The organism is Microbacterium sp. NPDC058269, from assembly GCF_042881445.1.
Taxonomy (GTDB): Bacteria; Actinomycetota; Actinomycetes; order Actinomycetales; family Microbacteriaceae; genus Microbacterium.
Map to the genome: position 1 here is coordinate 872358 of NZ_JBHVXT010000002.1, position 13802 is coordinate 886159.

A 13802-nucleotide genomic window follows, 5' to 3' on the forward strand; every position below is an offset into this window, starting at 1 on the left:
TGCCTCCTAGAGCTGGTGGCCGAGCTTGTACTCGCCCTGCTTGTACTCGGGCATGTCCTTGTCGTCGTCCGCGCGCGTGTACGAGAAGCCGTCGGCGCCGATGGTCACCGCCATCTCGCTGGAGTCGGTGCGGGCGACCACCGGCTGCGGGTTGCCGTCGAGGTCGAGCACCAGCGACGCATCCGTGTACCAGGACGGGACGACGGGGTTCCCCCACCAGTCGCGGCGCTGGTTGTCGTGCACATCCCAGGTGATGACCGGGTTGTCGGGGTCGCCGGTGTAGTAGTCCTGCGTGTACACCTCGACGCGGTGCCCGTCGGGGTCGCGCAGGTAGAGGTAGAACGCGTTCGAGACCCCGTGACGGCCGGGACCGCGCTCGATCGAGTCGGAGCGGCGCAGGGCTCCGAGCTTGTCGCAGATGGCGAGGATGTTGTGCTTCTCATGCGTGGCGAAGCACACGTGGTGCATGCGGGGTCCGTCGCCGCCGGTCATGGCGGTGTCGTGCACGGTGGGCTTGCGGCGCATCCAGGCGGCGTAGACGGTGCCCTCCTCGTCCTGGATGTCTTCCGTGACGCGGAAGCCGAGGTCCTGCATGAACCCCACGGCGCGCGGCACGTCGGGGGTGACCTGGTTGAAGTGGTCCAGGCGCACCAGCTCGCCGGGGATGTGCAGGTCGTAGCGCCACGACATCCGCTCGACGTGCTCGGTGGCGTAGAAGAACTCGTACGGGAAGCCGAGCGGGTCGACCACGCGCACCGAGTCGCCGATGCCCTTGACGAAACCGTTCTCGTTGCGGCGCACGTCGCAGCCGAGCTCCGTGTAGAACTCGACGGCGCGGTCGAGGTCTTCGGGCGTGCGGACCCGGTACGAGAAGGCGGCCACGGCGGCGATCGGGCCCTTGCGCAGCACCAGGTTGTGGTGGATGAACTCCTCGGTCGAACGCAGGTAGATCGCCTCGTCGTCCTCCGCGGTGACGTAGAGCCCCAGGACGTCGACGTAGAACTGTCGGGAGGCCGCGAGGTCGGTGACCACGAGCTCCATGTAGGCGCAGCGGAGGATGTCCGGGGGCGAGCTCTGCGGCGTCGCGATCGGGTTGTCCGAGCGGATCGGCGCCTCCTGGGAGACGTAGAAGCCCGAGGAGGTCAGGGTCATGTCGTCGCGGTGTGTCATGTCAGCGTCCTTGCGTGAGGGTTCCGGTCGCACTTTCTGTCGCATCCGCGTCGGCGGGGCGGCACGAAGTGCGACCGGAACGAGACAGTGGGATCAGTTCTTGCCGAAGGTCGGGTTGTGGGAGTGCGCCGCGAGCGTGATGTGCACGCTCTGCTGGTCGGTGTAGAAGTCGATCGAGCGGTAGCCGCCCTCGTGACCGAGGCCCGAGGCCTTCACTCCGCCGAACGGGGTGCGGAGGTCGCGCACGTTGTTGCTGTTCAGCCACACCATGCCGGCCTCGACCGACTGCGCGAAGTTGTGTGCGCGCTTGAGGTCGTTCGTCCAGATGTAGGCGGCGAGCCCGTACTTGGTGTTGTTCGCGAGCGACAGCGCCTCCTCGTCGGAGTCGAACGGCGTGATCGCGACGACCGGGCCGAAGATCTCCTCCTGGAAGATGCGGGCGTCGGGGGAGACGTCGGCGAACACGGTCGGTGCGACGAAGTTGCCCTCCTCGAAGCCCTCGGGGCGACCGCCACCGGCGACCAGGCGGCCCTCGGTCTTGCCGATCTCGACGTAGCTCATGACCTTGTCGTAGTGCTCGGGGTGCACGAGCGCTCCGACCTCGGTGGCCGGGTCGTGCGGGTAGCCGACCTTGACCCGCTTCGCCTGCGCGGCGTAGCGCTCGACGAACTCCTCGTAGATCGAGCGCTCGACCAGGATGCGGGAGCCGGCGGTGCAGCGCTCGCCGTTGAGGGAGAAGACGCCGAAGATCGTGGCGTCGACCGCGGCCTCGAGGTCGGCGTCGGCGAAGACCACGGCGGGCGACTTGCCACCGAGTTCCATCGACAGGCCCTTGAGGAACGGGGCGGCATTGCCGAAGATGATCTGTCCGGTGCGGCTCTCGCCCGTGAACGAGATGAGCGGCACGTCGGGGTGCTTCACGAGCGCGTCGCCCGCGTCTTCGCCGAGACCGTTCACGAGGTTGAAGACGCCCTTCGGCAGCCCCGCCTCCTCGAAGATACCGGCCCACAGGGATGCCGACAGCGGCGTGAACTCGGCAGGCTTGAGCACGACCGTGTTGCCGGTCGCGAGTGCGGGCCCGAGCTTCCACGACTCGAGCATGAACGGCGTGTTCCACGGCGTGATGAGGCCGGCGACACCGATCGGCTTGCGGTTGACGTAGTTCATCTGCTTGCCCGGCACCTTGAAGGCGTCGTCGGACTGCGCGACGATCAGGTCGGCGAAGAACCGGAAGTTCTCGGCGGCGCGGCGGGCCTGTCCCAGCGCCTGCGTGATCGGCAGGCCGGAGTCGTACGACTCGAGCTCAGCCAGGCGTGCGTCGCGGGACTCGACGATGTCGGCGATCCGGTGCAGCACGCGCGAGCGCTCGCGGGGGAGCATCCGCGGCCAGGGGCCCTCGTCGAATGCGCGCGTGGCTGCCGCGACGGCGAGTTCGATGTCGGCCTTCTTGCCGGCGGCGGCGGTCGTGTAGGTCTGGTTGGTGACCGGGTCGAGCACGTCGAAGGTGTCGCCGTCGACGGAATCGACGAAGGCGCCGTCGATGTAGTGCTGGATGTGGTCGGGGAGGTCGGCGGGGATGCGCGAATCGGTCATGAGATTTCTCCGGTCGTCTGTGCGGAAGTCGTCTGTGCGGAAGTCGTCTGGGCGGAACGGGTGTGCAGCGCGTCGAGGAACGCGTCCATCGTGCGCCAGCGGTGGTTGCGGGCGGCGAGTTCGATCTCGAGCGGGTCGGCACCCGCTCGGATCAGGTCGAGGATCTCGGCGTGCTCTTCGACCGAGTGCTGGGCGCGTCCGGGGATCGACCCGAAGGTCGTGTCGCGGATGCCGGAGAGCCGCGACCAACCACGGTGCACGAGGTCGAGCAGATGCGGGTTGGGGCACGGCTCGAACAGCACCGAGTGGAACTGGCGGTTGAGCTCGGTGAAGGCGTGCGCGTCGAGATGATCGAGCATCTGCGCCATCCGCTCGTTGATGCCGGCGGCCTCATCGAGGGCGGCCTCGTCGAGCAGGGGAGCGGAGAGCGCGGTGGCACAGCCTTCGACGAGGCCGAGCGTCTGCATCGTGTGCGCGTATTCGCTCTCGTCGACGAGAGTCACGCGCGCTCCGACATTGCGCTCGAACGTCACGAGTCCCTCGGCTTCGAGGCGGCGGATCGCCTCGCGCACGGGGACGACGCTCATCTTCAGATCTTCGGCGATCGACCCGAGCACCAGACGGTAGCCGGGGCTGAACATGTGCCCCGTGATGCGCGAGCGCAGCCACTCGTACGCGACCTCGGACTTGCTGGCCGCCGTCGTGGTCATCGCACGCTCCGGTCCGAGATGGCCTCCTCGTAGCGGGCGCGCCACTCGGCGTTCAGGGGGAACAGGCCGTCGACGGGGTGGCCGGCGGCGACCTGCTCGGCGATCCAGGCGTCTTCGATCTCCTGTGCGACGGCATCAGCTGCCACCTCTTCCGCGAGGGCGGGAGGGATGACGATCACGCCGTCGCTGTCGCCGACGATGATGTCGCCCGGCTGCACGGTCGCGCCGCCGCAGGAGATCGTGACATCCACGTCCCACGGCACGTGCTTGCGGCCGAGTACCGAGGGGTGCGCACCCTGCGAGAACACGGGAAGACCGATCTCGGAGACGGCGTCGAAGTCGCGGACCCCGCCGTCGGTGACGACGCCGGCCGCTCCACGAACTTTCGCGCGCAGGGCGAGGATGTCGCCGAGGGTGCCCGTCGTGGCATCGCCCCGGGCCTCGATCACGATGATCTCGCCGTCCTCCACCGCATCGAATGCGCGCTTCTGCGCGTTGTATCCGCCCCCGTGGGTCGTGAAGAGGTCTTCGCGGAACGGGACGAAGCGCAGTGTCTTCGCGGTGCCGACGATCTTGGTGCCGGGGATGTTCACCGACACTCCGTCGACGAAGCAGGAGTGGTGCCCGCGCTTGCGGAGCTGGGCGGAGAGTCCGGCAGTCGGCGCTTCGAGGAGCTGGGCCCGCAGCTCGGGGGAGAGCGCCGGAGCCTTGTCGACGGGTGGCAGACCCGCTTCCTCGCGGGAGCCCCAGGCCTCGGTGCGCTGCAGGTCGTCGACGGCGGGGAGCGACCCGATGTCGCCGTCGAAGGGAGCCTCGCCCTGCGTCACGGTGGTGATGAGGCGACCTGAGGTCGGAGCTCCCGGCGCCTCCGGTGCGTCCACCTCGACCTCGACGACGTCGCCGGGGACGATGACCGATGAGCCCGCAGGGGTGCCGGTGAGGATCACGTCGCCCGGCTCGAGCGTGAAGTGCTGGGACAGGTCGGCCACGAGCTGCGCGAGCGGGAAGATGAGCCCGGCCGTGGTGTCGTCCTGGCGGAGTTCTCCGTTGACCCAGGCGCGCACGCGGAGGGCTGCGGGGTCGACGGTGCGGGCATCGATCAGGTCGGGGCCGAGCGGCGTGTAGCCGTCGCCGCCCTTGGAGCGGACGTTGGAGCCCTTGTCGTTCGCGCGGAGGTCGTACAGCCCGAGGTCGTTCGACGCGGTGACCCACCCCACATGCGCCCACGCCTCGTCGAGGGAGACACGGCGTGCGGCGGTGCCGATCACGAGCGCGATCTCGCCCTCGAAGGCGAGCAGCTCGGTGCCGGCCGGGCGCTCGACGGTGCCGCCGGAGATGCCGACGGAGCTGGCCGGCTTGAAGAAGTAGGAGGGGGCGGCGGGGCGCCTGCCGCGCTGATCGGCGCGTGAGGCATAGCTCAGGTGGATCGCGATGATCTTGCCGGGGCGGTTGATGGGGGCCGTCACGGGGCGCCTCCTTGCGCTCGTCTGCGTGGTCGTGCGGACGCCTTGTGCGTCGTATTCGAAATCATATATCATCGGTTCACCCCTCGGCAAGCATTTCGGATCCGCTCCGCTGCACGCCGTGACAATGCGGTCACAACCAAAAGGAGACACCCCATGAGCGGGCAGTCACAGGCTGGGTTCACGCCCACCGGAACCATCGCGACAGCGGCCGATCGGCGCCGTGTCGTGTTCGCCACCGTCGTCGGCACCACCGTCGAGTGGTACGACTTCTTCATCTACGCGACCGCCGTCGGTCTCGTGTTCGGGCAGCTGTTCTTCGAGCCTCTCGGAGCCGACAGTGCACTGATCGCGTTCGCGACCGTCGGCGTGAGCTTCCTCTTCCGCCCGCTCGGCGCCTTCCTCGCCGGCCACTACGGCGACAAGCTCGGGCGCAAGACCGTGCTGATGTGGACGCTGATCCTGATGGGTGCCGCGACCGCGCTCATCGGTCTGCTGCCCACGTACGAGACGATCGGCATCATGGCGCCGATCCTGCTCGTGCTCCTGCGCATCATCCAGGGCATCTCGGCCGGTGGCGAGTGGGGTGGCGCCGTGTTGATGGCGGTCGAGCACGCTCCGCGCAAGAAGCGCGGCATCTTCGGCGCCTCGCCGCAGATCGGCGTGCCTCTCGGTCTGCTGCTCGCCTCGGGTGTGATGGCACTGATGACCGTGATCGCCCCTGGCGACCAGTTCGCGGTCTGGGGCTGGCGTGTGCCGTTCCTGCTCAGCGTCGTGCTGATCCTCGTCGGCTACTACGTGCGCCGCAAGGTCGAGGAGAGCCCGGTCTTCACCGAGCTCGCCGCGCGCAAGGAGAAGGCGCGGATGCCGATCGCGCAGCTGTTCCGCAAGCACCTGCTGCTCGTGATCATCGCCGCGTTCGTGTTCGCCGGCAACAACGCGGTCGGCTACATGACGACCGGCGGATACATCCAGGGCTACGCCACGAATCCCGAGGGGCCGATCGGCCTCGAGCGCGGCCCGGTGCTCTGGGCCGTCGCCGGCTCGGCGGTCACCTGGCTGCTCACGACACTCCTCGCCGGCTGGCTTTCGGACCGCATCGGCCGCCGCACCACGTACATCGTCGGCTGGGCCCTGCAGCTGGTCGGTGTGTTCACGCTGTTCCCGCTCGTCAACACGGGCGAGGTCGGGCTGCTGTTCGCCGGGCTCGCGATCCTCACGATCGGCCTCGGCTTCACGTACGGCCCGCAGGCGGCGCTCTACGCCGAGCTGTTCCCCGCGAGCATCCGTTTCTCCGGAGTGTCGATCTCGTACGCGATCGGTGCCATCGCCGGCGGGGCTTTCGCGCCGACCATCGCCACGGCGATCGTGAGCGCGACCGGGTCGACGCAGGCTGTCACCTGGTACCTCGCGGGCATGACCGTGCTCGGCCTCATCGCCACGCTGCTGCTGCGTGACCGCTCCGGGATCCCGCTGGGGCCCGACCACGAAGAGGAGCAGTCCGTCAGCCCGATCTACGGGCTCGCCAAGGCCTGATCGCCGGGCCGCCCCGAACACGTGAGCACGTCCGCCCTCGGGTGGGCGTGCTCACATGTCGTGCGATCGGGTCAGCCGTCGAGCGCCTCGCGGACGACTGTCGCCGAGTGCTGCAGTCGCGCGGCGATCTCGGCGTCGTCGAGGTCGGTGGCCACGTGCACGACGGCGATGGCAGCCGGTCGCTGTCCGCGCAGGGCGAGGGGGACCGCGACCGACTGCACGGTGGGGATGACCTCATCGTGGCTCGTCGCGTATCCGCGGCGGCGGGTCGCGTCGACGTCGGCAGGGAGCGATGACGGGGCTTCTGCGGGCCAGTCCCGCTCGCTGACCTGCGCGAGAATCGCTTTCCCGGGGGCGCCGACCGTGACCGGGTGGCGGGCCCCGGGGCGCTGGGCGACGCTCGCGACGGCATGGCGAGGCTCGACACTCGCGAGGGTGATGCACTCCTCGCCGTCGAGCACGGCGAGGAAGCACGTCATGCCCAGCTCGTTGGCGATCGCGGTGAGTTCGGGGAGGGCCTCGGCCTGCAGGTCGTGGGCGACCCCGGCAGCGAGGGCCGCCATCCGGGCCCCGAGGCCCACGGCGCCGGCCGCATCGCGCGTGACGAGCCCATGATCTTCGAGGGTGCGCAGCAGGCGATACGCGATCGAGCGGTGCACCTCGAGGCGGGACGCGATCTCGTCGATCGTGAGGGGGCCTCGGGCGTCGGCCAGCACCTCGAGGATGCGGATGCCGCGGCTGAGCGTCTGCGATGCGGGAGAGGGGGTCGTGGTCTCGGGCATACGGGCGCTCCCTTGCGATCGCGGACGGCGCGGTTTAGGCTGTGTTCAATAGTAGAACTCTGTGTTCGAATATAGAACACATCGGTTCCGGGTGCAACACCCGACAGGCGACACCCGACAAGTGACACCCGACGAAGAAGTCCGGAAGGAATCGACGACGATGCAGTTCCACCACCACGGCTACGTCTCCGCTGACCCGCGCGTGCAGGACGCTGCCGGCATCGGGGCGGCGCGGTCAGCCGACCTCCCTGACGAGATCGACGTGCTCATCGTCGGCTCGGGGCCTGCGGGAATGCTGCTCGCCGCCCAGATGTCGCAGTACCCCGGCATTTCCACCCGCATCATCGAGAAGCGCGATGGACGTCTTCCGCTCGGGCAGGCCGACGGCATCCAGCCCCGCAGCGTCGAGACGTTCCAGGCGTTCGGGTTCGCCGAGCGCATCATCGCGGAGGCCTACAACATCGGCTGGATGAACTTCTGGGGGCCGAACCCCGACAAGCGCGACGAGATCGTCCGCACGTCGCGCACCTCCGACTACGCCTACGACATCTGCGAGTTCCCGCACCTCATCGTGAACCAGGCGCGCGTGCTGGACTACTTCGCCGAGGCCGCAGCGAACGGGCCGGGGCGGATCGTCCCCGACTACGGGGTCGAGTTCACCGGCCTCACGGTCCACGACGAGGGGGAGTACCCCGTCGAGGTGGGTATCCGATACGTCGCAGGTGAGCGTGCAGGGGAGGAGCGCACGATCCGTGCCAAGTTCGTGGCCGGGTGCGACGGCGCCCGCAGCGGCGTGCGCCAGGCGATCGGACGCACGCACGTCGGCGCATCCGCCGCACACGCCTGGGGTGTCATGGACGTGCTCGTCAACACCGACTTCCCGGACTGGCGCACCAAGTGCGCCATCAACTCCGAGGCGGGGAACATCCTGCACATCCCCCGAGAGGGCGGATACCTCTCGCGCATGTACATCGATCTCGGCGAAGTCGCAGAGGACGATGACCACCGGGTGCGGCAGACACCCATCGAGGAGATCATCCGCCGCGCCAACGAGATCCTGCACCCGTACACACTCGATGTGCGCGAAGTCGCCTGGCACAGCGTGTACGAGGTCGGCCACCGCGTCACCGACGGCTTCGACGACGTGATCGACGGCTCCGGACGCACACCCCGGGTGTTCCTCACCGGCGACGCCTGCCACACGCACAGCGCCAAGGCGGGACAGGGCATGAACGTGTCGATGCAGGACGGCTTCAACCTCGGCTGGAAGCTCGGATCCGTGCTCACCGGCCGTGCCCCCGAAGCCCTGCTGGCCACGTACGGAGCCGAGCGGCGCCCCGTGGCCCAGCAGCTGATCGACTTCGACCGCGAGTGGTCGACCTTGATGGCCCGAAAGCCCGAGGAGATCTCCGATCCCAACGAGCTCGCGACCTACTACCTCGCCACGGCCGAGTTCCCGTCCGGGTTCATGACGCAGTACACCTCGTCGATGATCACGGGGTCCGACGCGCACCAGGCGCTCGCCGTGGGCTACCCGCTGGGCAAGCGGTTCAAGTCGGCCGAGGTCGTGCGGGTCGGCGACGGCAACGTCGCGCACCTCGGACACCACGCGAAGGCCGACGGACGCTGGCGCGTGTACGCGTTCGGCGACCGCACCGGCGAGGCGCTCGCCGCGTGGGCGGAGAAGGCCGCGCCGCTGTTCGCGTGCTTCACGCCTACGGATGCCGACGTCGATGCGGTCTTCGATGTGAAGGCCGTCTACCCGCAGCCGTTCGAAGAGGTCGAGGTCACCTCGGCTCCCGCGCTGTTCCAGCCGAAGACCGGTCCGCTCGGACTCACCGACTGGGAGAAGGTCTATGCGGCAGGGCCCAGCAAGTGGACCGAGACCGACATCTTCGCGGAGCGGGAGCTGTCGCGCGACGGCGTGGTGATCGTGGTGCGCCCCGACCAGTACGTGGCGGCGATCCTGCCGCTTGGCGACACGGCCGAGCTGGCCGAGTTCCTCGAGGGGGCGCTGCTTCCGGCGCGCTGATCAGACCTCGACATGACACGTGTCATGTCGAGGAGATGACACTGCCCTCCAGCCCTGCCGGCCTCTGCGGACGAGGCTGGAGTCATGACGAACTCCTCTGTGGACGGGACGGCGACGCGGGTCTCCGCGCGACCGGCATCCGCTGCTCCGACCGATGGCCCCGTGGTGCTCGAGCTGAGCGCCGTGAAGCGACACTTCGGCACCGGCGACCGTCGCGTGCAGGCCGTCGACGGGGTCGACCTGTCGATCCGGCGCGGCGAGGTCGTGGCGCTGCTGGGGCCGAACGGCGCGGGCAAGACGACCACGCTCGACATGCTGCTGGGACTCACCGAGCCCAGCAGCGGCACCGTGCGTGTGCTCGGTGTGACACCGGAGCGAGCCACCTCCGGCGGAGCGATCGGGGCGGTGCTGCAGACCGGCGGGTTGCTCGGAGACCTGACCGTCGGCGAGACCGTGCGCCTCATCGCCTCCCTCTACGGCGCAGAGGCGCTCGGCAGAGTGGACGACGTCATGGCCCGCGCCGACCTGGAGCACCTCGCGCGCCGGCGCGTCTCGAAATGCTCCGGCGGCGAGCAGCAGCGGGTGAAGTTCGCGCTCGCGATGGTCTCCGACCCCGACATCCTGGTGCTCGACGAGCCCACTGCGGGCATGGACGTCACGGCTCGCCGTCACTTCTGGGACGTCATGCGGGCGGATGCGGATGCCGGACGCACGATCATCTTCGCCACGCACTACCTCGAGGAGGCGGAGCAGTTCGCGCGCCGGACCGTCGTGATGCATCGCGGAACGGTCGTCGCCGACGCTCCCACCGCGCTGCTTCGTGCCAGCCTCGGGGAGCGGACCGTCTCGGCGACGATCGGCGAAGGCTCTGCAGAGCTGGTCACGACGCTGAGCGCGATCGAGGGCGTCGCTGCCGTGCGACTCGACGGAGACCGCCTCAGTCTGCGCGCCGCGGACTCCGATGCTGCAGCCCGCATCCTGCTCGACCACGGCGCCCATGATCTGGAGATCGCCGCTCCCACACTCGAAACCGCCTTCACTGCTCTGACGGAGAACTGACATGCTCGTCTCACCCACCATGCTGCGCATCGAAGGCGTCCGCCAGCTGCGCAACCCCTACACGCTCGCGTTCACCCTGGCGATGCCGGTCGCGATGTATCTGCTGTTCGGCGCCGGGATGGGCTACGGGTCGCTGTCGGCCGGCCACGGGAACGTCTCCTTCTACGTCATGACCTCGATGGCCGCCTACGGCACGGCGGTCGCGATGAGTTCGCTCACGTCGCTCGCGGCGACCGAGGCGAAGCAGGGCTGGGGACGCCAGCTCGCCATGACCCCGCTGACGACGGCCGGCTACGCCCTGACCAAGCTGCTCACAGCAGTGGCCTTCGCGGCCCTGGCGCTGGTGGCGGTGTTCACCGCGGGGATGATGACCGGTGCGCAGGCCGAAGACGCCTGGCGCTGGGTTGCGACGGCAGGCATCATCCTCGGCATCGGCCTCATGTACGGACTCTTCGGCCTCGGCGTCGGGTTGTTCTTCAGCTCGGACTCGGCAGCGGCCCTCGCCTCGATCTCGATGACGTTCTTCGCGTTCTTCGGCAACGTGTTCATGCCTCTCGACGGCGTGATGCTCGACATCGCCCGGTTCACCCCCCTGTACGGCTTCGTCGCCCTGAGCAGGTGGCCGCTCACCGACGGGGTGCTCACGACAGGGCAGACCGATCCGCTGTGGCTGCTGTTCCTCAACGTCGTCGTCTGGCTCGCGCTGTTCGCGCTGCTGGTCATGATGGGCATGAAGCGCTCCCGGGCGCGGCAGTAGCGGCGATCGGGGGCTGTGATGGGCGGCGACAGTAGGTTGGACGGATGACGGCACACGCGAATCGCGAGAAGAACCGCGCCACGGGGAAGGACCCCTGGGCGCGGTTCGGCTGGCTGATGGCCGTGGTCTGGCTCGTCTTCCTCGTCTACCCGGTGATCGCGCTGCTGCGGTCCGAGGCGGCCCTGACCTGGGTGGTCGTGGGGTGGGTCGCGCTGGTCGCATTCGTCGTGCTGTACGTCACCGGCTTCATACACGGCATGCGCGGCGGCGGCGGACTGGGGCGTCCGCCGTCGACACGGCAGTGGGTCACATTCGGGGCCCTCATCCTGTGTGCGCTGATCTCGGTACCGGCAGAGGGCGGATCGGCACTCAGCTTCCTGCCGTTCATCATGTCGTTCGCCTCCTACGGTCTGACCCGGGTCTGGCATTGGATCACGACCATCGCGGCGGTCACGGTGACCGCACTCTGCGTGTTCCTGCTCCCCGGCGGGCTGAGTTACCTGTCGGTCCTCGCGATCGTGGCGCTGCTCGGCGTGGTCAACACGGTGTCGACGTGGCTCATCCTGCGTTCGGCGGAGGCGGAGCAGCTCGGCCTCGAACTGGCGACGAGCGAGGGGCGTGAAGCCGTCGCCCGCGACGTGCACGACCTGATCGGGCATTCTCTGACGGTGGTCGGCCTCAAAGCGCAGCTGGTGCGGCGGCTGATGGATTCCGATCCCGAGCGGGCCAAGAGTGAACTCGCCGACATCGAGCGGCTCACGGCCGAGGCGATCGCCGGGGTCCGCTCGACGGTCGCCGGGGTGCGCGCGACGACGCTCGTCGAGCAGCTCGCGTCCTCCCGCGACTCGTTCCGCGCGGCGGATATCGAGATGCAGGTCGAGGGTGAGCCGAATGCGCTGTCGCCGGTGCAGGCCATCACCGCGAGCTGGATCCTCCGCGAGGCGACGACCAACAGCCTTCGTCATTCGCGGGCTCGCACGGTCCGGGTGCTGCTGCATCCCGGGCGGCTGGTGGTGGAGGACGACGGCGTGGGCATCGTCGCGGCAGAAGGCAACGGCATCCGCGGCATGCGCGAGCGCGCGGCGGTGGCGGGCGCGGCGTTCGCCCTCGACACCACGGAGAACGAGGGCACGCGCGTGGAGGTGACATGGTGAACGGGTCGACGGGCGACGCCATCCGGCTGCTGATCGCCGATGACCAGGCGCTCGTGCGCGGTGCGCTCGGAGCTCTGCTCGAGCTCGAGCCCGACCTCGCCGTGGTCGGCATGGCCTCGGACGGTACGGAGGCCGTGCGTCTCGCGGAGCAGTTGCGCCCTGATGTGTGTCTGATGGACATCCAGATGCCGGGGATGGACGGCGTGGAGGCGACGCGACGCATTCGGGAGGTGAGCGAGGGGACGCGCATCCTCGTGGTGACGACCTTCGCGCGCCCGGGATACCTCCGCTCCGCGTTGGATGCCGGTGCGAGCGGGTTCATCGTGAAGGACACCCCTGCCGAAGAGCTCGCCGAGGCCGTGCGTCGCGTGCAGTCGGGGCTGCGGGTCCTCGACCCGGTGCTCGCCGCCGACAGCCTGTTCGACGGAGCGAACCCGTTGAGTGACCGGGAACGGCAGGTGCTGCGGCTCGCCGCGGACGGACGCTCCGCCGCCGCGATCGCCGCCGAGGTGTTCTTGTCGGCGGGGACCGTGCGGAACCACCTCTCCGCCGCCATCGGCAAGACCGGCGCGGCGAACCGGGCCCAGGCCGTGCGGCTCGCTCTCGACAAGGGGTGGATCTGACGCGTGGCGTGGTCCGCGGCCGCGGACAGCGGGTTCAGGGCTGGTGAGACGTCGGTGGCCGCGCGTACGGTGGACGCCGACGGGCGACGACGCCCGACAGGAGGAGTGCGTGATGGACTGGAAGATCGAACTCATCTTCGTGCCGGTCACCGATGTGGACCGCTCGAAGCAGTTCTACGAGAAGATCGGCTTCAACGCCGACTGGGACCAGACGCCCACCGAGGGCCTGCGCTTCGTGCAGATGACGCCCCCCGGATCCGCATGCTCGATCGCGTTCGGCACCGGTCTGGGCATCGACCTCGAGCCCGGGAAGCAGAACACGATCCAGGTCGTGGTGCCGGATGCCGACGAGGCGCTCGCCCACCTGCAGAGCCTGGGCGTGCAGGCACGCGGAGTGCAGGAGCTCGACTGGGGGCGGTTCGTGTCATTCGACGACCCCGACGGCAACTCCTGGACGCTGCAGCAGCTTCCGGATTACGGCGCCTAGAGGTCGGGGTCGGCGACGATCTCGATCTTGAATCCCGAGGCGTTCTCGAGCCAGCCGGCGTAGTGCCGGTCGCCTCCGGCATGCGGGTAGCGATCGGCGTAGAGGGCGTTCCACCCGTGGGCGGGTGCAGCGGTCATGATCTCATCCACGGTGGCACGTGCACCGCCGTGGAACGCCAGATGGTTGAGGCCGGCGCGTCGACGATCATGCGTGGCGTCCGACAGCTTCGGCGACATCGTGAGGGTGAGGTACGCGTCGCCGGCGAGCCATGATTCGCCGCCGGGCCACTCGCTGTCGAGCACGAACCCGAGGCGATCCAGGACCCAGCGCCACTCCGCACGCACCGTGTCGAGGTCGGCGACCCACAGCTCGACGTGATGGAAACCCGGCATCGTCCGAGTCTGCCAGATGGAGGCCGGCCCGAGGACGTGTGAGC

General features: G+C 68.9%; 13 protein-coding genes. 7 read left to right on the forward strand and 6 right to left on the reverse strand.

Annotation, left to right across the window (positions count from 1 at the left end; translation table 11 throughout):
- Nucleotides 1-6 precede the first annotated feature (6 nt).
- The 4 genes from hpaD to ACFVWL_RS12600 form a co-directional block, all read right to left on the reverse strand.
- Nucleotides 7-1170 carry a 3,4-dihydroxyphenylacetate 2,3-dioxygenase gene (gene hpaD, locus ACFVWL_RS12585; RefSeq protein WP_017828355.1) on the reverse strand — a complete coding sequence of 388 codons (1164 nt, stop codon included), beginning with the start codon at nucleotides 1168-1170 and terminating at the stop codon, nucleotides 7-9.
- Nucleotides 1171-1263: 93 nt separating this feature from the next.
- Nucleotides 1264-2763: a 5-carboxymethyl-2-hydroxymuconate semialdehyde dehydrogenase gene (gene hpaE / locus ACFVWL_RS12590; protein WP_387183091.1), complete on the reverse strand. Its 1500-nt coding sequence runs from the start codon at nucleotides 2761-2763 to the stop codon at nucleotides 1264-1266.
- Nucleotides 2760-3473 carry a GntR family transcriptional regulator gene (locus ACFVWL_RS12595; protein ID WP_387183094.1) on the reverse strand — a complete coding sequence of 238 codons (714 nt, stop codon included), beginning with the start codon at nucleotides 3471-3473 and terminating at the stop codon, nucleotides 2760-2762. The genes hpaE and ACFVWL_RS12595 overlap by 4 nt, the downstream gene beginning before the upstream one ends.
- Nucleotides 3470-4939, reverse strand: coding sequence for a fumarylacetoacetate hydrolase family protein (locus tag ACFVWL_RS12600; protein ID WP_387183096.1), 1470 nt, complete (start codon nucleotides 4937-4939; stop codon nucleotides 3470-3472). Before ACFVWL_RS12600 ends, ACFVWL_RS12595 begins: the two co-directional genes overlap by 4 nt.
- Before the next feature lie 153 nt (nucleotides 4940-5092).
- Here ACFVWL_RS12600 and ACFVWL_RS12605 point away from each other — a divergent pair, with 153 nt between their 5' ends.
- Nucleotides 5093-6472, forward strand: coding sequence for an MFS transporter (locus ACFVWL_RS12605; protein WP_387183097.1), 1380 nt, complete (start codon nucleotides 5093-5095; stop codon nucleotides 6470-6472).
- A gap of 71 nt (nucleotides 6473-6543) precedes the next feature.
- Here ACFVWL_RS12605 and ACFVWL_RS12610 read toward each other — a convergent pair whose 3' ends face one another.
- Nucleotides 6544-7254: an IclR family transcriptional regulator gene (locus ACFVWL_RS12610; RefSeq protein ID WP_387183099.1), complete on the reverse strand. Its 711-nt coding sequence runs from the start codon at nucleotides 7252-7254 to the stop codon at nucleotides 6544-6546.
- Between the two features lie 160 nt (nucleotides 7255-7414).
- On the opposite strand from ACFVWL_RS12610, the gene ACFVWL_RS12615 reads away from it, so the two are divergent.
- The 6 genes from ACFVWL_RS12615 (at nucleotide 7415) to ACFVWL_RS12640 (ending at nucleotide 13366) form a co-directional block, all read left to right on the forward strand.
- Entirely contained in the window at nucleotides 7415-9286 is a 1872-nt protein-coding gene (locus tag ACFVWL_RS12615; RefSeq protein WP_387183101.1) for an FAD-dependent monooxygenase, read from the forward strand.
- 84 nt (nucleotides 9287-9370) lie between these two features.
- The gene (locus tag ACFVWL_RS12620; RefSeq protein ID WP_387183102.1) at nucleotides 9371-10345 is read left to right on the forward strand and encodes an ABC transporter ATP-binding protein; all 975 of its coding nucleotides are present in this window, start codon (nucleotides 9371-9373) and stop codon (nucleotides 10343-10345) included.
- Nucleotide 10346: 1 nt separating this feature from the next.
- The gene (locus tag ACFVWL_RS12625; protein ID WP_387183105.1) at nucleotides 10347-11102 is read left to right on the forward strand and encodes an ABC transporter permease; all 756 of its coding nucleotides are present in this window, start codon (nucleotides 10347-10349) and stop codon (nucleotides 11100-11102) included.
- A 44-nt stretch (nucleotides 11103-11146) separates the two neighbouring features.
- A complete protein-coding gene (locus tag ACFVWL_RS12630; protein WP_387183107.1) occupies nucleotides 11147-12256 on the forward strand; it encodes a histidine kinase in 1110 nt (369 codons plus the stop codon).
- Nucleotides 12250-12879, forward strand: coding sequence for a response regulator (locus ACFVWL_RS12635; protein WP_387183109.1), 630 nt, complete (start codon nucleotides 12250-12252; stop codon nucleotides 12877-12879). Before ACFVWL_RS12630 ends, ACFVWL_RS12635 begins: the two co-directional genes overlap by 7 nt.
- Before the next feature lie 112 nt (nucleotides 12880-12991).
- Nucleotides 12992-13366, forward strand: a complete 375-nt coding sequence (locus ACFVWL_RS12640; RefSeq protein WP_387183111.1) for a VOC family protein — start codon at nucleotides 12992-12994, stop codon at nucleotides 13364-13366.
- On the opposite strand, the gene ACFVWL_RS12645 is transcribed toward ACFVWL_RS12640, so the two are convergent.
- Nucleotides 13363-13758, reverse strand: coding sequence for a VOC family protein (locus ACFVWL_RS12645; RefSeq protein ID WP_387183114.1), 396 nt, complete (start codon nucleotides 13756-13758; stop codon nucleotides 13363-13365). The two genes, ACFVWL_RS12640 and ACFVWL_RS12645, sit on opposite strands and share 4 nt — an antisense overlap.
- Nucleotides 13759-13802: the final 44 nt, after the last annotated feature.